Here is a 19,893-nt window from a genome sequence, read left to right on the forward strand (position 1 = left end):
TGCTCGAACCCCGCCGTGCTCGAACCCCGCCGTGCTCGAACCCCGCCGTGCTCGAACCCCGCCCACCACCGGGGGCACCCCTCAGCCCATTCTACCGGCTCAGCCCCCACCGCCCCCGAAAGTCGATCTTGCCTGTGGACAACTCCACAGCGATCCCCAACCACACCAACGCCACGCTCCCAACCCGGGGTAGGGCCCACCTCACCTCCGCCCCGCAGGCCCGCACCATGGCCCCGAAACCCCCGGTCTCCCTAGCGTCTTCCCCATGGCAGCAAGGCAAACCACCGCCCCCCTCCGCTTCTGGCCCCTCCCGCTGGCCGCGGTGGTCCTGATCTTCCTCGCCACCACGCTCCCGAACTACCTCTCGTTCGACCCCGCCCAAGCCCGCCTGCCCCCGGTCGAGGACTTCCCCCCGCACTACCCGCTCCTGGTCGCCCACATCCTCGCCGCCACCATCGCGATGGTCGCGGGCTTCTGCCAGGTCTGGCCCTGGCTGCGCGCCCGCCACCCGCGCCTGCACCGCCGCGCCGGACGCGTCTACGTCTTCGCCGGGGTGCTGCCCGCCGGTATCAGCGGGCTGGTCATCGGCGCCGTGTCGCCCTTCGGGCCTGCCACGGCCACCAGCAACGTCATCCTCGCCCTGCTCTGGCTCGCCACCACCGCCGCCGGGTTCCACGCCGCGCGGCAGCGCCGGTTCGCCGAGCACCGGGAGTGGATGCTGCGCAGCGCCGTGCTCACCTTCTCCATCATCGGCAACCGGGTCGTCGGCCCGGTGGCGGACACGCTGCTCAGGCCGGGGCTGGACACGACCTTCGCTGGTAGCAAGCTCGCGCTGGGCCAGACCACCGCTTCGCTGAGCGCTTGGCTGGGGTGGACGATCCCGCTGATCGCCCTCGAGCTGTACTTGATCAACAAGCGCGCCCGGCTCGCCCGTTCGAGGATCGGGTAGGACAGGTGTGGATCGTCGCCGGGTGGAGGGCAGGGGATGGAAGCGGACATCACGCTGCGGGTCGACGGGGAAGAGCGGGTCGTCACCGTTGACACCCGCACGACCCTGCTGGACGCGCTGCGCGACAGGCTGGGGGTCACCGCGCCGAAGAAGGGGTGCGACCACGGGCAATGCGGCTCGTGCACGGTCCTGGTTGACGGGCGGCGCGAGGTCAGCTGCCTGTCGCTGGCGGTGGCCAAGGACGGGGCCGAGGTGGTCACCGCCGCCGGGCTCGTCGACGCCGACGGGCCGCACCCGGTGCAGCGGGCGTTCGTCGACAACGACGCCCTGCAATGCGGGTTCTGCACCCCCGGTCAGGTCTGCTCCGCCGTCGGCGTGCTCGCCGAGGCCGAGGCCGGCTGGCCGAGCGCGGTGACCGCCCCCGGCGCCACGCCGGAGCTGACCGATGCGGAGATCAAGGAGCGGATGAGCGGCAACCTGTGCCGCTGCGGCGCGTACCCGGGCATCGTCGCGGCCGTGCGGGAGGTGGCGGGATGAGGCCCTTCGCCTACCAGCGCGCCGCCGACGCGCCCTCGGCCGTGGCCGCCGTCGCCGCCGACCCGCGGGCGGTGTTCCTCGCGGGCGGTACCAACCTGGTCGACCACCTCAAGCTCGGCGTCGCCGCCCCCAGCCTGGTCGTCGACGTCTCCGGTCTCGCGGTGGACGAGGTCGAGGAGCTGCCCGACGGCGGCCTGCGGATCGGCGCGGGCACCCGCAACAGCGACCTCGCCGCCCACCCGCTGGTCCGCGAGCGCTACCCGCTGCTGTCCGAGGCGCTGCTCTCCGGCGCGTCCGGGCAGCTCCGCAACGTGGCCACCACCGGCGGCAACCTGCTCCAGCGCACCCGCTGCGGCTACTTCCGCGACACGACCGTGCCCTGCAACAAGCGCGAGCCCGGCTCCGGCTGCCCCGCGCTGACCGGGCACAACCGCTACCACGCCATCCTCGGCGCGTCCCGCGAGTGCGTGGCCACCCACCCGTCGGACATGGCCACCGCCCTGGTGGCGCTCGACGCCACCGCCGTCGTGCTCGGGGTGGACGGGTCGCGGCGCGTCCCAGTCGGGGAGCTGCACCGGCTGCCCGGCGACGACCCGACCCGCGACACGGTCTTGGCGCACGGCGACCTCATCACCGCCGTCGAGCTGCCCGCCCCGTTCGGCGGCCGGTCCCGCTACCGCAAGGTCCGCGACCGGGCGTCGTTCGCGTTCGCGCTGGTCTCGCTCGCGGCCGCGGTGCGGGTGCGCGACGGCGTGATCGACGACCTGCGCCTGGTCCTCGGCGGTGTCGCGCACACTCCCTGGCGGGCCCGCCACGCCGAGGACGCCCTGCGCGGCGCCGCGCCGACCGAGGGGGCGCTGCGGGCCGCGGCCGACGCCGAGCTGCTCGACGCGAAAGCGCTGACGGGCAACGCCTTCAAGGTCCCGCTCGCCCGCAACGCCCTGCTGTCGGTGCTGCGCGACCTGACCGACATCGCCCCGGAGCTGGAGGAGGACGCGTGACCGAGCAGCTCACACCGGTCGAGATCGGCCGCGACCGGGCCCGCTTCGACGGCGCCCTCAAGGCCGAGGGCGCCGCCCCCTACGCCTACGACTACCCCGTCGAGGACCCGCTCTACCTGTGGACGGTCGACTCCACGATCGCCAAGGGCCGGGTCGCCGCCATCGACGCCTCCGCCGCCGAGGCCACCGACGGCGTCGTCCTCGTGCTCACCCACGACAACGCCGTCAGGGTGTCCGGCGACGACCTCGAGTACGCGGTGCTGCAAGACCCCGCGGTGCGCTTCCGCGGGCAGGTCGTCGCCGCCGTCGTCGCGACCACCCCGGAGGTGGCCCGCGCGGCGGCGGAGTCCGTCGTCGTGCGCTACGACCAGGAGCCGCACTCGGTCACCGTCCGCGCCGAGGACCTCTACCGCCCGGAGAAGGTCAACGCGGGGTTCCCCACCGACACCGACACCGGCGACCTCGACGCCGCCATGGCCTCGGCCGCCGTGACCGTCGACGAGGGCTACGTGACCGCCCGGACCCACGCCAGTCCGGTGGAGCCGCACACCACCGTCGCCACCTGGACCGATGCCGACGGCTTCCTGGTGTTCGAGTCCAGCCAGTCCGCGCACGGCTTCCGGCGGGTGTTCTCCGACGTGTTCGAGGTGCCCGCCGAGCGGGTCCGGGTGATCGCGCCGTTCGTCGGCGGCGGGTTCGGCTCCAAGGGAATGCCGCACGCCGGGGCGGTCGTGGCGATGATGGCCGCGCGCGCCCTGCCGGGGCGACCGGTGAAGTACGCCCACACCCGCAGGCAGATGTTCCGCCTCGTCGGCTACCGCCCGCGCGCCGAGCAGCGGGTGCGGCTGGCCGCCGACGCCGACGGCACCCTGCTCGGCGTCGGCGTGGACGTGGTGCAGGAGAGCTCCGTGGTCAAGGAGTACGCCGAGCAGTCCGCCATGCCCGCGCGGACGATGTACGCCGCCCCGCACCGCCGCACCTCGCACCGGCTCGCCGCGCTCGACGTGCCCGTGCCGTCGTGGATGCGCGCGCCGGGGGAGGCCCCGGGCATGTTCGCGCTGGAGTCGGCGATGGACGAGCTGGCCCACGAGTGCGGGATCGACCCGATCGAGCTGCGCGTGCTCAACGAGCCCGCCGTCGACCCCGACACCGGCCTGCCGCACTCCAGCAGGTACCTCGTGCGCTGCCTGCGCGCCGGGGCCGACCTGTTCGGCTGGTACCACCGCGACCCCCGGGTCCGCTCCCGCCGCCAGGGGCCCTGGCTGGTGGGCCACGGCGTCGCCGCGTCGACCTACCCGGCGTACCGGCAGCCCAACAACACCGCTCTGGTCCGCTTCGCCGACGGCCGCTACCAGGTGGAGATCGCCGCCGCCGACATCGGCACCGGGGCGTGGACCGCGCTCAACCAGATCGCCGCCGACGCCCTCGGCGTGCCGGTCGACGAGGTCGACCTGGCGATCGGCGACTCGGCGCTGCCGGTGGCCAGCGTCGCGGGCGGCTCGTCCGGCACCGCCTCCTGGGGCACCGCGATCGTCACCGCCGCCAGGCAGTTCCGCGAGAAGTTCGGCTCGCACCCCGCCGAGGACGACGAGGTGCGAGCCGACGTCCCAGCCCCCACCGTCGCCGAGGAGTTCGCGACGCACGCCCACGGCGCCCAGTTCGCCGAGGTCCACGTGCACGAGGACACCGGCGAGATCCGCGTGCCCCGGCTCTACGGGGTCTTCGACGCGGGCCAGGTGATCAACCCCAGGACCGCCCGCTCCCAGCTCGTCGGCGGGATGGTCATGGGCATGTCCATGGCCCTGCACGAGGACAGCGTCATGGACCCAGCCCTGGGCCACACCGCGAACCCCGACCTCGCCGACTACCACATCCCGGTCAACGCCGACGTGTGCGACCTGCGCGCCGAGTGGCTGGGCATCCCCGACCACCGGCTCAACCCGATGGGCAGCAAGGGCATCGGCGAGATCGGCATCACCGGCACCGCCGCGGCCATCGCCAACGCCGCCTTCCACGCCACCGGCGTGCGGGTGCGCGAGCTGCCGATCACCCTGGACAAGTTCCTCGGATGAGCGCCGGGCGGCGCCGCCGCGTGACCCGCGTAAAGTCGTGGGGGTGTTCACCAAGGTGTGCGGCCTGCGCACAGACCCCGACGTGGCGACCGCGGTCGAGGCGGGCGCCGACGCGGTGGGCTTCGTCCTCGCCGCCAGCCCCCGCCGGGTCGACGAGCGCACCGCCGCGCGGCTCGTGGCCGCCACCCCCGACCACGTCCTGTCCGTCGGTGTCTTCAAGGACATCCCCGCGCCCGAGGTCGCCCGCCTCGCCGAGGTCACCGGCGTCGCCGCCATCCAGCTCCACGGCGACTACACCCGCGCCGACTTCGACGCCCTGGCCCCCCTCGGCCGGCCGCTCGTCCGCGCCACCGCCCTCACCCCGGAGACCGACGTGGACACCGGCGCGCACGGCGAGCGGATGCTCCTGCTGGACTCGCCCGTCGCGGGCTCGGGGGAGACCTGGGACCTCGGCCTGCTCGCCACCCGCCGCCCCACCGGCCAGTGGCTGCTCGCGGGCGGCCTGACCCCCGACAACGTCGCGGACGCCATCGCCGCCGCGCACCCGTGGGGTGTGGACGTGTCCAGCGGCGTGGAGAGCTCCCGCGGCGTCAAGGACCACGGACTCATCCGCGCCTTCCTCGAAGCCACCCGCTAGCGCTCGTCCACCACCCGGGCGGCGATCCGGTCCGCCTCCGCGGCCTCGGTGACCCGCCCAGCCCGGGACACCACCCGCGCCAGCGCCCGCCAGCCCGCTGCCTCCGAGTCCGGGTCCCCGAGTTCGCGCCACAGCTCCAACGCCGTCCGCAGGGCCGACTCCGCCGCCCCGAGGTCGCCTGCCGTCTCAGCCAGCCGCGCCACGTACGCGTGCGCTCTCGCCTCGCCGTCCCGGTCCCCGGACTCGGCGTACAGACCGCTCGACCGCACCGCCGCCGCGCGCGCCTCGGGCAGTTCTTGCCGCGCCGCGAGGGTGTGCGCCAGGGAGAGGCTGGCGACGGCCGCGGTGGTGTGGTCGGCCAGGTCCAGCAGGGCGGTGATCGCGGTGCGGTGCGCGTCGACGGCGCGGGCGGGATCGGTGGCGGACAGGGACAGGCCGAGGGCGTGGCGGGCGCGGGCCTCGGCGCGGCGGTCGCCCAGGACGTGGAAGTGGCTGATGGCGCGGTTGTGGTGGTCGAGCGCGGCCGGGAGGTCCCCGATGTCGGCCAGGACCCGGGCCACACCGCTGAAAGCGCTTGCGGCGGTGTGGAAGTCACACTCCACCTCGGCGATGCGCGCCGCCGTGCGGAACTCCTGCTCGGCCGCCGCGTAGCGCTGCATCCGCAGGAGCGACTCGCCGAACGCCACGTGCGCCACCGAACCCACCGCCGCCCGGTGGGCCGCCACGGCGTCGTCGAACCGGCCCACCGCGGCGAGCGCCGAACCAAGAGCGGTCAACGCCTCGGACGTCCCGACCCGGGCCACGGCCTGGATCGCCTCATGTGGACGGTGCGCGCGCAGCAACGCCCACGCCGTGCCGACTTCCACCCCCACGACCCCCGGGAACAGCCGGTACACCGCCAACGCCTCGAACGGCCTGCACGCCTCGGTCAGCGCGCGCCCCCACCCCAGACCCGCCGCACCCCGCGCGGACCCCCGCAGCCACGCCACCGCTGACCCGTAAGCGGCGGCGGCCTCGCCGAACCGCCACCACCGCGCGTGCACCGCGCCCAACCCCGCGAGCGCCGCGCCACCCGGACTGCGCTCGCACCGCGACAGCGCCGCCGACGTCTCCTCGGCGATCAGCGCCGGGACGTCCTCCAACGCGAGTCTGCGCTTCCCGGACGGATTCCCGGACGGATTCCCTGGCGGATTCCCTGACAACGGTGTCATGGCAGCACCCCCGACCACCCCAGTATCGGCGGCCGCGCCACCCCGGGCAAGGGCCCCGGACGGACGAGCGCCCCGCGACCGGGGCCGCGGGGCGCTCGATCAGGACAACGGCCTAGCAGTTGCTCGGCACGGCCTTGCCCGCGACCCGGTCCTTGATCCACTTGCCGGCGTCGGCGTTGCCCGCGAAGATCCCGCTCAGGTGCTCGGCGACGTAGGTGTTCCACTGCACCCGCACACCCGCGCCGCAGTAGTCCTTGTGCAACTGATCGGCCTGCGGGGTGTTCACGATCTCGTCGAAGGCGGCGTGGTACTGGAAGACCGGGACCCGCGGCGGGTTCTGGCCGAGTTTGTTCTCGGCCAGGCGTGCCTGCCACTGGGGGTCTTGCAGCGGGTTGCTGGTGGTGTAGTCGCTGATCTTCTTGAACGGGTAGTTGGCCAGCAGTTCGAGGACGCAGGCGTTGGTCGTGGCCTCGTCCAGCTCCTCGCGGCCGGTGTCGTTGAGGTACGAGTCGAGTCCCAGTTCCGGGTACGCGGCGTCGAGGCCGAGGGCGGCGAAGGCGAGGAAGCCGAAGCCCAGGTAGCCGTCGAGGCCCTTGGCGACCTCGGTCAGGTCCGCGGGCACGCCACCGGCGGCCACCCCGACGAGGTTGAGCTCGGGGGCGTAGGCGGGCTGCTTCTCCGCCGCCCACAGCGAACCGCCGCCGCCCTGCGAGTAGCCCTGGAACACGACCTTGGCGTCAGCCTTGAGCTGGGCGGCCGGAAGCCGCTGCGCGGCGCGCACCGAGTCGATGACCGCGGGCCCCATGGACTGGCCGACCATGTAGGTGGGCCGGTTGGCCTCACCCGGGCGGTAGCCCTCGTAGTCGGTGACCGCGACAGCGAAGCCCGCGCTGATGTTGTCGTTGATGGCGGGCTGGTCGTAGAGCGTCCCGCGCTCGATGGCCTTCGACGGCGTGCACTTGAACGCCGGGCCCTGGGTGCCCACGGCGTAGCCCACCACGGCCTTGGGCGCCCCGAACCGGGGCGTCATCACGGTTCCGGTGACCGCGATGCGCTCGCCGAGCGCGTTCGTCGACAGGTACATGACCTGCCAGGAGTTCGCGTTGAGGGCGTTGAGCGGGGCGACCGACGGCCGCCAGCGGACGACGTCGCCGGGGCTGCCCTGCGGCAGCGGATCCGGCGGCAGGTAGAACGGGTCGCCCGCGGGGCCCGGCAGCGGCGGGGCGGGCGCGGCCTCGGCGGGGGAGGGGGCCACGCCGTTGAGTGCGATCACCGCGACGGCCGCCGCCGTCATTGCGGCGACCGCGTGCACGACACGCCGCTTCGTCCTGGTCACACGGGCCTCCAAGCAAAAGTGGAAAACGGGGTGAACGCACTATCGACAATGGCGTATGACCAGGTCAACCACTAGATCAAAATACCGATCCAGGTGACAATCGCGCACTGTGACTTGTGGCCGGACAGGGCATGTTCCGTCACTATTCCAGGTACTTCGATGTTTCTTTTCCAGCCCGCGCCCACCTGCGCGGCATGGCCTTTTCGGTATGCTGGATGTGTGCTGGCGACCCAGGCGCGCGTGCTCTTGTCCTGCCCCTCGCGTGTGCGATGATTGCCCTGGGACACACGACAAGTCGATGTTGAAGAAGGTGAACGCCGTTCCCCTGTCTGAACCAGGACAGTCCACCCGCCCGGCCCCGCCGCACGCGCTGGCCACGGGTTGGCAGGGTGCGCCCTACCCCGCCGTCGTGCTCGACCACGACGGCGTGCTGCTGGTCGCCAACGACGCGGCCGAGGCGCTGCTGCCCTTCGGTCCGCCGGAGTGGCTCACCAGCGCCAGGTCCGACGGCGGCCGGGTGCCCGGCGAGATCGACCACCGGTCGTTCGAGGCCCACCCCGTCCCGCACGACGACGGCGCGGCCACCTGGTGGCTGGTGGAGGACACCGACACCCGACTGGCCCTCGACGCCCTGCGCGTCGAGCGCAAGCGCGCCGCCCTGCTCGGCGACGCCTCCGCCGCGCTGCTCGCCTCGCTGAACATCGACCGGTGCACCGAGGTCGCCGCCCGGCTCGCCGCCGAGCACCTGGCCGACGCCGCGCTGGTGATCGCCCCGCCCGTCCGCCGCCAGTGCTCGACGGTGGTGTGCCTGCGCGGGCAGGAGCCCGTCCACCACGCCCTGCGCGTGGACCCGGCGGCCGTGCCCGGCCTGAGCGAGGCCCTGCAGGGCTTCCCGCCGGTGCCCTCGCGCTGGATCGACCCGGCTTCGGCCCCGGAGTGGCTGCGCCCCGAGGGCTTCGGCGAGATCGGCTCCATGGTCGTCACCCCGCTGCCCGGCCTCGGCGTCGCCGCGGGCGCGCTGGTCCTGCTGCGCCACGCGGGCCAGCCCGCCTTCTCCGAGGAGGAGGAGATCTTCGCCCGGCTCTACGCCGCCCGCGCGGGCGCGGCGATGTCGGCCGCGCGGATGTTCGCCCAGCAGGCCTCCATCACCGACACGCTGATGCGCGAGCTGCTGCCGCCGCGGCTGAGCCAGGTCGCCGGGGTCGAGTTCGCGGGCCGCTACCGCCCCGCCCAGGACACCGAGCGGATCGGCGGCGACTTCTACGACGTGCACCCGGCCGCCGACGAGGAGTCGCTGGCCGTGCTCGGCGACGTCTGCGGCAAGGGCCTCGAGGCCGCCGTGCTCACCGGCAAGATCCGCACCACGCTGCGCGCCCTGCTGCCGGGGGCCGACAACCACGACCGCGTCCTCAACCAGCTCAACGACACGCTGCTCGATCCCGTCTCCACCCGCTTCGCCACCCTGGTGCTGGCCTCGGCCCGGCGCGAGGGCGCGGGCGTGCGGCTGCGGGTGAGCTGCGCGGGCCACCCCGCCCCGCTGGTCGTGCGCGCCGACGGGCAGGTCGAGCAGGTCTCCTCCCAGGGCACACTGGTCGGCGTCATGCCCAAGGTGCGCACCACCACCGCCCAGATCACCCTCGGCCCCGGCGAGACCTGCCTGCTGTTCACCGACGGCATCACCGAGGCCCGCGGTGGCCCGCTCGGCGAGGAGATGTTCGGCGAGGACCGGCTGCGCCGCGCCCTGGCCGACTGCGTGGGCATGCCCGCGGACGCCATCGTCGAGCACGTGCAGATGCTCGCCGCCCACTGGCTCGGCGCCCGCGACCACGACGACATGGCGGTGGTGGCGATCACCGCCCCGCGGGGCAGGCACCTGACGGCGGTGGGCGGCCACAGTCGGGGCAGGTTCACCGCATGACCCCCCAGGACCGCGCGGACCGGCTCTGGGCCGCGGTGTCGGCGCGGGACGAGTTCGAGGCCGAGGAGGTCGTCCTCGGCGCGGTCGAGGCGGGGGTGGACCCGGAGACGGTCCTGCTCGAGGTCATCGGCGCCGTCCAGCGCCGGGTCGGCCAGGAGTGGGCGGCCAACCGGCTCTCGGTCGCGGGCGAGCACGCCGCCACCGCCATCAACGAGCGCGTCGTCTCCGCCCTGGTGCTCTCGCTGCCCCGGGTCCGCCCCACCCGCGCCAAGGTCGCCGTCGCCTGCGTCGACGGCGAGTGGCACGCCCTGCCCGCCCGGCTGGTGGCCGAGGTGCTGCGGCTGCGCGGCTTCCGCGTCGACTACCTCGGCGCCCAGGTGCCCACCGCGCACCTGATCACCCACCTGCACCGCACCGGCCCGGACGCGGTCGCCCTCTCCAGCTCCATCGCCACCCGGCTGCCCACCGCGCACGCCACCATCACCGCCTGCCAGGCCGCGGGCGCCCCGGTCATCGCGGGCGGCGCCGCCTTCGGCCCCGAGGGCCGCTACGCCCTGCTGCTCGGCGCGCAGGCGTGGGCGCCGGACGCGCGCTCGGCCGCCGACCGCCTCGCCACGCCGCTGCCCCTGCCGCGCCTGGGCCACCAGGCCATCGACGACCTGCCGCACCTGGCCGACCAGGAGTACACGATGGTCTCCCGGACCTCGGCGCTGCTGGTCAAGGCCGTCTACACCGGGCTCGAGGACCGGCTGCCGGAGATGGGCGGGTACACCGAGGAGCAGCGCCAGCGCACCGCCGAGGACCTCGCCCACATCGTCGACTTCCTCACCACCGCCCTCTACATCGGCGACGAGGGGCTGTTCACCGGGTTCCTGGCCTGGACCGCGGACATCCTCGCGGCCCGCTCCGTGCCCGCCAGGGTGCTGCTGCCCGCCCTGGAGCTGCTCGCCGCCGAACTGCGCGACTTCCCCCGCGCGACCGCCCTGCTCGAGCAGTCCGCGGCCGTGCTCTCCACCGACCCCGACCCGGCGCCCGCCACCGGGTCCAGGCCTGCCCCCCAGGCCCAGCACCTTCCCGGAGCCACCACCACATGAGCACCGCGCGCCCGTTGACGACGACGTGGACCACCCCGGACGAGCACACCGCCAAGGTGGCGGTCGAGGGCGACCTCGACTTCGACACCGCCGACGCGCTGCTGCGCGAGGTCGCCGAACGGCTCCCCGGCCTGCGCGCCCTGCACCTGGACCTGGCCGGGCTCGGGTTCTGCGACTCCTACGGCCTCTCCGTGCTGCTCATGGTCCGCCGCCGCGCCGAGGCCGCGAGCGCGTCCCTGCACCTGGACAACCGCCCCGGGTCCCTGGAACGGCTGCTCGTGGTGACCAACACCCTCGACCACCTCACCGGTGTGGCCACCCTCGTCCACCAGCAGACCCCCGAGCCCTGAGCGAAACCCGCCGTCCTGGGGGAAGCTAGAGCACATGGACAGCGATGCGGTGGTCGTCCGGGCGGGTGGCCGGGTCGACGTGCAGACGGTGGGCGCGGTGCGGACGGCGCTGCGCGACGCGGAGCAGGACCGGGCCGACGTGCTCGTCCTGGACCTGAGCGAGGTGTCCTTCCTGGACTCCGCCGGGCTCTCCCTGCTGGTGGAGCAGCACAAGCGGTGCGCCGAGCACGGGGTCGCGCTGCGGCTGGTCGCCGACAGCCCCGCCGTGCTCAGGCCGATCGAGTTGACCGGACTGGACTCCCTGCTGGAGATCCACCCGACGGTTCCGCGCGCCGCAGGCGCGTAGCCAGCCACGCGCACACCACCAGCTGCAACTGGTGGAACAGCATGAGCGGCAGCACCACCAGGCCCACCTCGTGCCCGGCGAACAGCACGCCCGCCATCGGCAGCCCGCTGGCCAGGCTCTTCTTCGACCCGGCGAACATCGTCGCGATCCAGTCCGCGCGGCTGAACCCGAGCAGCCTGGGCACCTGCGAGGTCACCGCCAGCACGATCGCCAGCAGCACCGCCGCCACGGCCACCAGCGCCAGCAGCCCGCCCACCGACAGCCCGCTCCAGATCCCGGCCGTCGCGCCCTCGCTGAAGGCCACGTAGACCACCAGCAGGATCGACCCCCGGTCGACCAGGCCGACGGCCCGCTTCCGGGCGGCCAGCCACCGCCCGACCCACCGGCGCAGGACCTGGCCCAGCAGGAACGGCAGCAGCAACTGCACGGAGATGCCCACCAGCGCCCGCGCCGAGAAGCCGCCCCCCGCCGAGGTGATCACCAGCCCCACCAGCAGCGGGGTCACCAGGATGCCGACCAGGTTCGACACCGACGCCGCGCAGATCGCCGCCGCGACATTGCCCCGCGCGATCGAGGTGAACGCGATCGACGACTGCACCGTCGAGGGCAGGCAGCACAGGAACAGCAGCCCCGTGTACAGCTCGGGGGTCAGCACCGACGGCACCAGCGGCCGGGCGGCCAGACCGAGCAGGGGGAACAGCGCGAACGTGGACAGGAAGACCGTCCCGTGCAGCCGCCAGTGCCTGAGCCCGTCCAGCGCCTCGCGAGGGGACAGACGCGTGCCGTAGAGGAAGAACAGCACCCCGATCACGACGTCGGTGACGTGCCCCATCCCCGTGGCCGCCACGCCGCGCACCGGCAGCACCGACGCCAGGGCGACGGTGGCGAGCAGGGCGAGGACGTACGGGTCGACCCGGATGCGGCGCGGCACCCGGCCATCGTCACGCCCCGACCTCGACCCGGTGAACCGTTCCCGCTGATGAGAGTCGTCACAGCCAGTCCCCGCCGACGCCCTAGCCTGTCCCCGTGCCCACCGCAGTGATCACCGGCGGGGGTTCCGGCATCGGCCGGGCCCTGGCCCACGAGTTCGCCCGCGACCACCAGGTCCTCATCGTCGGCCGCGACCCCCGCTCCCTGGCCGCGACAGCCGACGGACACCCCTCCGTCCACACCCTCGCCCTGGACCTCACCCACTCGGACGCCCCGGACCGCGTCGTCACCACCGCCCTGGACCGCCTGGGCGGCATCGACCTGCTGGTCAACAACGCGGGCGCCGCCACCCCGGCGCCGCTGGCCGAGGTCGACCGGGCCAGCGTCGAGTCCCAGATCGCGGTGAACCTCACCGCCCCGGTCCTGCTCACCGCCCGCGCCCTCGACGCCCTGGCCGAGGCGCCCGGGACCGTGCTCAACCTGACCAGCGCGGGCTCCACCGGCGGCCGGGCCTGGCCGGGGTTCTCCGTCTACGGGGCGACCAAGCTGGCCGTGGAGCAGTTGACCCGCACGTGGGCGGTCGAACTGGCGCCCCGGGGCATCCGCGTCCTGGCCATCGCCGCGGGCGTCGTCGCCTCCGGCATGGGCCTGCGCATGGGGTCGTCCCAGGAGCAGTACGACGGCTTCCTCGCCCAGGCCGCCGCGGCCACCCCCCTGGGCCGCGTCGCGACCCCGGGGGAGATCGCCGGGTGGGCCCGCGGGCTGGCCGCACCGGAGGCCTCCTTCGCCACCGGCGCGATCATCACCGTCGACGGCGGCCTCAGCCTCGGCGCGGGCTTCCCGTGAACCCGGCGCCGGGTCGAACGACGTGCCGTCAGCCCAGCCCGGCAGCCCGCTTGAGGAAGACGATGCCGTCGATCATGTCGAGTTGGGCCGGATCCAGCGGGAAATAGGCGAAATCGTGGGACACGCGCGGGGCGGGCTCCGCGACGGCCGCCGCCAGTCGGCGGGCGTCGACCAGAGCGTGGTCCCACGGGAGCGTGGACAGGATGCCCTCGACGCTGTCCGGGGGCGGGGCGTCGTCGCCCGCCGTGCCGAGGGCCGAGGCCAGGAAGGCGTACCGCTCGCCCAGGTGCGCCGCGGTGATCGCCCCCGCGCTCCACCACTCCAACCGCTGGTCGCCGAACGGCATGACGCTCTTGCCCCGCTGCAGGTGGAGGTTGGAGGCGAAGACCAGGGCCGGACCGTGCTCGGCGACGGCACGCAGGTTGGCGGCCATCATCCCGTCCCGCAGGGCCGACAGCCGGGTCCACCGTGCCGGGGACGCGTCGGCCATCCAGTGGTGGTAGCGGAGCAGGCCGGTGGCGGTGCGCCCGTGGAGCGCCGCCCGCTCCCGGTCCTGCGCGCTCAACTGCGGCGCCTGCGTGTCGAGCAGCGCCACCAGGTCGTCGGCGACCAGCCGCAGCCGCTGGGCGTCGGTGGACCGGCCGATCGATCGGGACGGGTCCGTGGCCGCGGCCTCGTTCGACCACTGCTCGTCCGGGCCCAGCAGCGCGTCGAGGGTTCCCCCCGTCACCACGGTGCCGGGCAGCGGGCCGTCGAGGAGGGCGTAGAGGGCGGTGAGCGCCTGGCGCGGGCTCGCCGCCCAATACTCCAGGGGACCGTCGAAACCGAAGAATCGGAGCCCCGCGCCATGCTCCTGGTTGTGAGACCGCATCCAGCGCACGAGTTCGCGGTTGGCCGGTGACGCGCCGAAGCCGTGGCTGAAGCCGCGTTCCATGACGTCGTCGAGCGTGCCCGCGCCCGTGCTGATGTAGTCGTCCACCACGAGGCCTTTGAGGCAGTCGCTCTCGATGGCGAACGACCGGTAGCCCTCGTGCTCGACGAGATGCCGGAAGACCTCGTTGCGCAGCTCCCCCAACTCCTCCACGAAGTGCCTCGCCTCGCCCAGGCCGAGCAGCAGGGGGCGGGCGGGGAGCGACCGCAGGAACGCCGAGACGCCCGCGCCGTCGAGCGGCCAAGCCATGTCCTTGATATCCACACCTTCAACGGTATCGTTGAACAATCGGTGTAGACTTTGCCGCGAAAAGACCCCTCTCACCACGACGAACCTTCAATCGGTGATTCACCCATGAGGCCAGTGGACCTGGCGCGCGCACACGGTCTGTCCACCCAAGCGATCAGGAACTACGAGGAGGCGGGCATCCTGCCCGCCACCGAACGCGGTCCCCACGGCTACCGCGCCTACACACCGCTGCACGCCCAAGCCCTGCGCGCGTTCCTCGCCCTCGTGCCCGGGCACGGTCACCCCACGGCCACGGCGATCATGCGGGCGGTCAACCGGGGCGCCACCGAGGACGCGCTGCGGCTCATCGACGAGAGCCACGGCCAACTCCTGGACGACCGCCGCACCCTCCAGGCCGTCGAAGCCGCCCTCCGCGACCTGGCCCCCATGCCGCAAGAACGCGGCGACTCGTTCATCGGCCCCCTGGCCAGGAAGCTCGGCCTCCGCCCCGCCACCCTGCGCACCTGGGAGAACGCCGGCCTGGTGCGGCCGCGCCGCGACCCGCGGACGGGCTACCGGGTCTACAGCGCGGCCGACGTGCGCGACCTCCGGCTGACCCACCAGCTCAGGCGGGGCGGCTACCTGCTGGCGCAGATCGCCCCCCTGATCGCAGAGGTCCGCTCCGCGGGCGGCATCGCCCCGCTGGAGTCGACCCTGCGCGACTGGCGGGCCCGCCTGACCGCCAGGGGCCGAGCCATGCTCGAGGGCGCTGCCGCCGTGGACGCCTACCTCCGCACCCGCGGCCTGCCCTCACCCGCGCCATCAGCGACAATCGAGAGATGATCGAACTGGTCTTGGGCGACATCACGAACCAGGACGTCGACGTCGTCGTCAACGCCGCCAACTCCTCCCTGCTGGGCGGCAGCGGAGTCGACGGGGCGATCCACCGCAAGGGCGGCCCGGAGATCCTCGCCGCCTGCCGTGAACTCCGGGCAGGCCACTACGGCGGCGGCCTCAAGACCGGCCACGCCGTGGCGACCACGGCGGGCCGGCTACCCGCCAAGTGGGTCGTCCACACGGTCGGCCCGGTCTGGTCGGCCACCGAGGACCGGTCGCCCGCCCTGGCCGCCTGCCACCGCAACTCCCTTGAAGTCGCCGCCGACCTGGGCGCCCGCACCGTCGCGTTCCCCGCGATCTCCACCGGCGTCTACGGCTGGCCCCTCGACTCAGCCGCCGCCATCGCCGTGAGCGCCGTCGCCGAGCAGGCCACCGACTCGCCGACCATCACGGCCGTCCGGTTCGTGCTGTTCGACCAGTTCGCCTATGACGCCTTCGCGAGGGCTCTCGGAAGCCACTGAACGTGGACAACTCGACCTCGGCACCGGAGCAAGCCATCGTCCTGATCACGGGGATCCAGGCGGCGGGGAAATCGACCATCGCGCGGATGCTGGCCGAACGCCTGCCGCGCTCGGTGCACCTGCGCGGCGACCTGTTCCGGCGGATGGTGGTCAACGGCAGGGCCGACATGACTCCCGAACCCTCCGAAGAGGCGGTGCGGCAACTGCGCCTGCGTCACCGGCTGACGGCGGCCGCGGCCGACGACTACTTCCGGGAGGGGTTCACCGTCATCGCCCAGGACGTCATCCTCGGCGAACACCTCACCGACATGGTCACGATGATCCAGCAGCGGCCACTGCTGGTCGTGGTGCTCGCCCCGCGGGCCGAGGCCGTCTCCGCCCGAGAGGCGGCCCGATCGAAGAACGCCTACAGCGAGTGGGGCATCAACCTGCTCGACCACGGCCTGCGACACGACACGCCACGCCTCGGCCTCTGGCTCGACACCTCAGACCAGACCCCGGAGGAGACCGTGGAAGAGGTCATCGGCCGCGCTTGGACCGAGGCCCGCATCCCCTGACCGGCGACTCGCCCGCGGTAGTGGGCGCGGTCACGTTCGTTCTCGACCCTGGCGAAACCCGCATTAGATTCGTCGGTGATGACGTGGATGGCGCGGGTGCTGCTGGACCACGCGCGGCTGCGCGCCCGGGACACGGCGTTGGTCGCCGACGACACGATGGTCAGCTACGGGGAGCTGGCGCGGCGGGTGGGCGCGGCTGCTGGGGAGATGCGGCGACGCGGGGTGTTGGACGGGGACGTCGTCGTCGTGGGGCTCCCGCGGGGGGTTGGGCAGGTGGTGGCCGCCCTGGCGGCGATGTGGGTCGGGGCCGCCTTCGCTGTCGTCGACGTCGAGGAGGCCGCGGGGAGGCGGCGGGCGCAGGTGCTGGCGTCGTCGGCGACGTGGGCGGTGGGGGATGTCGGGGCCGACGGGGTCGAGGTGCTGCGGTTGCCCGGCGGCGAGGACTCCGCGGCCTTTCCCGCCGCGGCCGAGACCCGCGGCGACGACGCGGCGTATGTCGTTTTCACCTCGGGCACGACTGGTGATCCCAAAGCTGTCGCGGTCCCCCGCCGGGCCCTGGCGAACTACGCACACTGGTTCGGTTCCGTGTTGGACCGGGTCCGGTCCGGGGGTGCGCCGCTCTCGTGCGCCAGTGTCACCAGTTTCGCCACCGATCTCGGGCACACCGCGATCTTCCCGGCCTTGATCGCGGGCGACTCCGTCCACCTGGTGGGGCGGTCGACGATGATGGACCCGATCGCCTTCGGGCGGTACATGCGCGCGCATGCGATCGACGTGCTGAAGTCGACGCCCTCGCACATGGCGGTGCACGTCGACGCGGGGGCGTTCGACGTGCTGCCGCGGCGGCTGATGGTGTTCGGCGGCGAGCCGCTGCCCTGGGGGCTGGTGGACCGGGTGCGGGCGCACGGCGGCTGCCGGGTCCTCAACCACTACGGGCCGTCGGAGACGACGATCGGCGTGCTGACCTACCCCGTCGAGGAGGGCGCGGCCGAACACCGGTCGTGCGCGCACGTCCCGCTGGGCACGCCGATCGGCGGGGTGTCGGCGGCGGTCGTGGACGAGGACCTGCGGGCCGTGGCGCCGGGCGAGACCGGCGAGTTGGTCGTCTGGGGCGAGTGCGTGGCCCTGGGCTACCTGGGCGCGCCCGCCGCGACCCGGGAGCGGTTCGTGCGGCTGCCCGGCCGGGCGGGGCGGGCTTACCGGACCGGGGACACCGCGCGCGGGCTCGCCAGCGGCGACATCGAGTTCCTCGGACGCGGGGACCGGCAGGTCAAGGTGCACGGGCAGCGGATCGAGCTGGGCGAGGTCGAGGCGGCGCTGCGGCGCTGCCCCGGGGTGGGCAACGCCGTGGTGAGCCACAGCCCGGACACCGGGCTGCACGCCCACGTCGTGGCCGCCGAGCCGCAGGCGCCACCCGACGGGCGGGCGTTGCGCAGGCTGCTGCGGGAGTCGCTGCCGGTGGCGGCGATCCCGCGCGGGTTCACTGTCTTGGCGGAGATCCCGTTGACGCTGAGCGGGAAGCTCGACACCGCCCGGCTCGCGCGGCCCCAGGGCTGACGCAGACCCAGCGGGGACATCACAGACACCACAGACACCACGGACACCACGGAGAGGACGAGGGTGAACGCGCACATCGTCGGGACATCGCTGTTCCTGCCAGGGAACCTGCGGAGCCTGGAAGACCTGGGCGCCGCGCTCTACGGCGACGACGGGCGGGAGCGGCCCACCGTGTTCGAGGACGCCGAGCTGCGGACCGACTTCACCCGGTTCCGGATCGCGCCGCGGCAGGCGAAGGTGATCGACCCGCAGCACCTGCTGGTCCTGGACTGCGCCGAGCGGGCGCTGGCCGACGCCGGGCTGGACCAGCAGGACCTGGCGGGCAGTCAGACGGGCGTGTTCGTCGGGATGACCGAGTCGGACTTCGTGCACACCATCGACGTGGACGGCGTCGCCGAGTCCAACCGGTCGTACCTCGGCGTGGGCAACAACCGCGGCGCGGCGGCGGGGCGCGTGTCGTACACGTTCGACCTGCGCGGGCCGAGCTGGCAGGTGGACACCACCTGCTCGTCGGGGCTGGTGGCGTTGCGGCACGGGATCACCGCGATCGCCTCCGGCGAGGTCGACCTGGCGATCGTGGTCGCCAGCCACCTGGTCCGCAGCGAGTTCGGCAAGCTGGTGCGCACCGCGAGCGGCGCGATCTCGCAGAGCGCGCGCTGCCACGCCTTCGACGAGCGGGCGGACGGGTTCACCGTGGGCGAGGGCGTGGTCGCGGTGGTCCTCGCACCCGACGGCGCCGGGCCCCGGGCGCTGGGGCGGGTGGTGTGCGCGGTGAACCACGACGGGCGCACCGCCGGGCTCACCGTGCCCAACGGCGGCGCGCAACGCGACGTGGTGGAGCGGGCGCTGCGGATGAGCGGGCTGAGCAGCGGGGACGTCGACTACGTCGAGGCGCACGGGACGGGGACGCCGCTGGGCGACCCGATCGAGGTCGCGGCGCTGGCGGCGGCCTACCGGACCGCGGAGCGGGCCGCGCCGCTGCTGATCGGGTCGAACAAGCCGCGGTTCGGGCACCTGGAGGCGGCGTCGGGGCTGCTGTCGCTGCTGGTCGCGGTGCAGGCCCTGCGGCGGCAGCGCCCGCCGGGCCTGCCGGGGGAAGGCCTGCCGAGCGGGCGCATCCCGTGGGCCGAGCACAACATCCGGCCCGCGCTGGGCGAGTTCGACTGGCCGGAGTCGATCACCAGCGCCGGGGTGAGCGCCTTCGGCCTTTCCGGCACGAATGCGCACGCGATTGTATCCAGCATCACATAATCGGCCGAAGGCCCACGCGGCGCTTTCGGGTCGCAACCGGCGAACGGGGCAATTCCTCTCACCCGTTCGTCCCATGTGGTGTTCCTGCGGGAGACAAAGGGTGAACACCCCGTTCAAGTCGACAATTATCCGACAAAGGCGTTTACCGGTTTTCGGGCGTGTGGTCAACCGTGTCCGGACTCCGGGGGTGGGTGCTACCTTGAGTGTGATTAACCGCGCAGGTGCGCCGGGGGATGACCGGATATTCGCGCGCGGGCGGAACCGCATTCGCGCGGCGGGCGTCCGCGCTGGTGGCGTTGGTGATCGGAGGGGTTGGATTGCGGGTCGAGGACGCGATTGCCGGACTTGCCGAGCGGCTGCTCGAGCTCGAGGCGGGGACGGTGGACCGCACGGTGCCGCTGCTGGACCTCGGCGCCGACTCGTTGGTGCTGGTCGAGCTGTCGCGGGAGGTGAAGACGGCCTTCGACGTGGACATCTCCGTGCAGCAACTGCTGGAGGACATCGTCACGGTGCGGGCGGTCGGACGGTGGGTCAGCGAGTCGCCGCCCCGGGCGGCGGCGGGCACGGCGGGCGTGGAGGACGTCGAGGGGGCGGTCGCGAAGCTGGCCGAGCACTTGTTGGAGTTGGACGCGGGCACGATCGACCGTGGTGTGCCGTTGCTCGACCTGGGTGCTGATTCGTTGGTCTTGGTCGAGTTGTCGCGTGAGGTCAAAACCCGATTCGATGTCGACATCTCTGTGCAGCAATTGCTGGAGGACATCGTCACCGTCCGGGCCATCTCCCG

Annotated in this window: 20 protein-coding genes; 16 read left to right on the plus strand and 4 right to left on the minus strand. The window is 73.5% G+C overall.

The genetic code is table 11. The features are described 5' to 3' along the window. Nucleotides 1-265 precede the first annotated feature (265 nt). The 5 genes from GCL84_RS11030 to GCL84_RS11050 are packed head-to-tail and all read left to right on the plus strand — an operon-like array spanning nt 266 to nt 5,196. Nucleotides 266-949, plus strand: a complete 684-nt coding sequence (locus GCL84_RS11030; RefSeq protein ID WP_156755334.1) for a DUF2306 domain-containing protein — start codon at nt 266-268, stop codon at nt 947-949. Nucleotides 950-985: 36 nt separating this feature from the next. Further along, a complete protein-coding gene (locus GCL84_RS11035; protein WP_156755335.1) occupies nt 986-1,486 on the plus strand; it encodes a (2Fe-2S)-binding protein in 501 nt (166 codons plus the stop codon). Further along, a complete protein-coding gene (locus tag GCL84_RS11040; protein ID WP_156755336.1) occupies nt 1,483-2,487 on the plus strand; it encodes an FAD binding domain-containing protein in 1,005 nt (334 codons plus the stop codon). Before GCL84_RS11035 ends, GCL84_RS11040 begins: the two co-directional genes overlap by 4 nt. Beyond that, the gene (locus GCL84_RS11045; RefSeq protein WP_156755337.1) at nt 2,484-4,559 is read left to right on the plus strand and encodes a xanthine dehydrogenase family protein molybdopterin-binding subunit; all 2,076 of its coding nucleotides are present in this window, start codon (nt 2,484-2,486) and stop codon (nt 4,557-4,559) included. The genes GCL84_RS11040 and GCL84_RS11045 overlap by 4 nt, the downstream gene beginning before the upstream one ends. A gap of 43 nt (nt 4,560-4,602) precedes the next feature. After that, nucleotides 4,603-5,196, plus strand: a complete 594-nt coding sequence (locus tag GCL84_RS11050; protein WP_156755338.1) for a phosphoribosylanthranilate isomerase — start codon at nt 4,603-4,605, stop codon at nt 5,194-5,196. Here GCL84_RS11050 and GCL84_RS11055 read toward each other — a convergent pair. Together GCL84_RS11055 and GCL84_RS11060 are read right to left on the minus strand one after the other, a co-directional pair. Continuing rightward, nucleotides 5,193-6,338: a tetratricopeptide repeat protein gene (locus tag GCL84_RS11055; RefSeq protein WP_156755339.1), complete on the minus strand. Its 1,146-nt coding sequence runs from the start codon at nt 6,336-6,338 to the stop codon at nt 5,193-5,195. The genes GCL84_RS11050 and GCL84_RS11055 overlap by 4 nt on opposite strands. A gap of 181 nt (nt 6,339-6,519) precedes the next feature. Beyond that, complete coding sequence (locus GCL84_RS11060; protein WP_156755350.1) at nt 6,520-7,701, minus strand: lipase family protein; 1,182 nt, start codon at nt 7,699-7,701, stop codon at nt 6,520-6,522. 352 nt (nt 7,702-8,053) lie between these two features. Between GCL84_RS11060 and GCL84_RS11065 the strand changes: the two genes are divergently transcribed. From GCL84_RS11065 to GCL84_RS11080, 4 genes are read left to right on the plus strand one after another with little or no spacing between them, the layout of a single operon-like run. Further along, nucleotides 8,054-9,661 (plus strand): PP2C family protein-serine/threonine phosphatase, encoded by a 1,608-nt coding sequence (locus GCL84_RS11065; RefSeq protein WP_328618766.1) that lies wholly within the window; start codon nt 8,054-8,056, stop codon nt 9,659-9,661. Further along, nucleotides 9,658-10,755: a cobalamin B12-binding domain-containing protein gene (locus GCL84_RS11070; RefSeq protein ID WP_156755341.1), complete on the plus strand. Its 1,098-nt coding sequence runs from the start codon at nt 9,658-9,660 to the stop codon at nt 10,753-10,755. Before GCL84_RS11065 ends, GCL84_RS11070 begins: the two co-directional genes overlap by 4 nt. Next, nucleotides 10,752-11,105: an STAS domain-containing protein gene (locus GCL84_RS11075; RefSeq protein WP_156755342.1), complete on the plus strand. Its 354-nt coding sequence runs from the start codon at nt 10,752-10,754 to the stop codon at nt 11,103-11,105. The genes GCL84_RS11070 and GCL84_RS11075 overlap by 4 nt, the downstream gene beginning before the upstream one ends. A gap of 34 nt (nt 11,106-11,139) precedes the next feature. Continuing rightward, nucleotides 11,140-11,451 carry an STAS domain-containing protein gene (locus GCL84_RS11080; protein ID WP_156755343.1) on the plus strand — a complete coding sequence of 104 codons (312 nt, stop codon included), beginning with the start codon at nt 11,140-11,142 and terminating at the stop codon, nt 11,449-11,451. Here GCL84_RS11080 and GCL84_RS11085 read toward each other — a convergent pair. Next, complete coding sequence (locus tag GCL84_RS11085; protein WP_156755344.1) at nt 11,375-12,382, minus strand: bile acid:sodium symporter family protein; 1,008 nt, start codon at nt 12,380-12,382, stop codon at nt 11,375-11,377. The two genes, GCL84_RS11080 and GCL84_RS11085, sit on opposite strands and share 77 nt — an antisense overlap. Nucleotides 12,383-12,477: 95 nt before the next feature. Here GCL84_RS11085 and GCL84_RS11090 point away from each other — a divergent pair, with 95 nt between their 5' ends. Continuing rightward, on the plus strand, nt 12,478-13,227 hold the full coding sequence (locus GCL84_RS11090; RefSeq protein WP_197523170.1) for an SDR family NAD(P)-dependent oxidoreductase: 750 nt from the start codon (nt 12,478-12,480) through the stop codon (nt 13,225-13,227). 28 nt (nt 13,228-13,255) lie between these two features. Here the strand turns inward: GCL84_RS11090 and GCL84_RS11095 are convergent, their stop codons facing one another. Then, nucleotides 13,256-14,422, minus strand: coding sequence for an erythromycin esterase family protein (locus GCL84_RS11095; RefSeq protein ID WP_197523171.1), 1,167 nt, complete (start codon nt 14,420-14,422; stop codon nt 13,256-13,258). Nucleotides 14,423-14,512: 90 nt separating this feature from the next. Between GCL84_RS11095 and GCL84_RS11100 the strand changes: the two genes are divergently transcribed. The 6 genes from GCL84_RS11100 to GCL84_RS11125 all read left to right on the plus strand — a co-directional run. Then, nucleotides 14,513-15,229 (plus strand): TioE family transcriptional regulator, encoded by a 717-nt coding sequence (locus GCL84_RS11100; RefSeq protein WP_156755345.1) that lies wholly within the window; start codon nt 14,513-14,515, stop codon nt 15,227-15,229. Continuing rightward, nucleotides 15,226-15,744, plus strand: a complete 519-nt coding sequence (locus GCL84_RS11105) for an O-acetyl-ADP-ribose deacetylase (protein ID WP_156755346.1) — start codon at nt 15,226-15,228, stop codon at nt 15,742-15,744. The genes GCL84_RS11100 and GCL84_RS11105 overlap by 4 nt, the downstream gene beginning before the upstream one ends. A gap of 2 nt (nt 15,745-15,746) precedes the next feature. Then, on the plus strand, nt 15,747-16,301 hold the full coding sequence (locus GCL84_RS11110; protein ID WP_197523172.1) for an AAA family ATPase: 555 nt from the start codon (nt 15,747-15,749) through the stop codon (nt 16,299-16,301). A 78-nt stretch (nt 16,302-16,379) separates the two neighbouring features. Further along, a complete protein-coding gene (locus GCL84_RS11115) occupies nt 16,380-17,858 on the plus strand; it encodes an amino acid adenylation domain-containing protein (protein WP_156755347.1) in 1,479 nt (492 codons plus the stop codon). 63 nt (nt 17,859-17,921) lie between these two features. Then, on the plus strand, nt 17,922-19,109 hold the full coding sequence (locus tag GCL84_RS11120; RefSeq protein ID WP_156755348.1) for a beta-ketoacyl [acyl carrier protein] synthase domain-containing protein: 1,188 nt from the start codon (nt 17,922-17,924) through the stop codon (nt 19,107-19,109). 233 nt (nt 19,110-19,342) lie between these two features. Continuing rightward, nucleotides 19,343-19,893, plus strand: a 551-nt coding sequence (locus GCL84_RS11125) for an acyl carrier protein (RefSeq protein ID WP_156755349.1), incomplete at its 3' end; no start/stop codon positions are given.

The sequence above is a fragment of the Actinokineospora pegani genome, from assembly GCF_009745975.1.
GTDB lineage: Bacteria > Actinomycetota > Actinomycetes > Mycobacteriales > Pseudonocardiaceae > Actinokineospora > Actinokineospora pegani.

Bases quoted from the DNA above. Each gene is read 5' to 3' on its own strand.
- GCL84_RS11080 (WP_156755343.1), top strand. From the start codon at position 11,140: ATGGACAGCGATGCGGTGGTCGTCCGGGCGGGTGGCCGGGTCGACGTG.
- GCL84_RS11040 (WP_156755336.1), top strand. From the start codon at position 1,483: ATGAGGCCCTTCGCCTACCAGCGCGCCGCCGACGCGCCCTCGGCCGTG.
- GCL84_RS11115 (WP_156755347.1), top strand. From the start codon at position 16,380: ATGACGTGGATGGCGCGGGTGCTGCTGGACCACGCGCGGCTGCGCGCC.
- GCL84_RS11035 (WP_156755335.1), top strand. From the start codon at position 986: ATGGAAGCGGACATCACGCTGCGGGTCGACGGGGAAGAGCGGGTCGTC.
- GCL84_RS11075 (WP_156755342.1), top strand. From the start codon at position 10,752: ATGAGCACCGCGCGCCCGTTGACGACGACGTGGACCACCCCGGACGAG.
- GCL84_RS11070 (WP_156755341.1), top strand. From the start codon at position 9,658: ATGACCCCCCAGGACCGCGCGGACCGGCTCTGGGCCGCGGTGTCGGCG.
- GCL84_RS11100 (WP_156755345.1), top strand. From the start codon at position 14,513: ATGAGGCCAGTGGACCTGGCGCGCGCACACGGTCTGTCCACCCAAGCG.
- GCL84_RS11060 (WP_156755350.1), bottom strand. From the start codon at position 7,701: ATGACGGCGGCGGCCGTCGCGGTGATCGCACTCAACGGCGTGGCCCCC.
- GCL84_RS11030 (WP_156755334.1), top strand. From the start codon at position 266: ATGGCAGCAAGGCAAACCACCGCCCCCCTCCGCTTCTGGCCCCTCCCG.
- GCL84_RS11105 (WP_156755346.1), top strand. From the start codon at position 15,226: ATGATCGAACTGGTCTTGGGCGACATCACGAACCAGGACGTCGACGTC.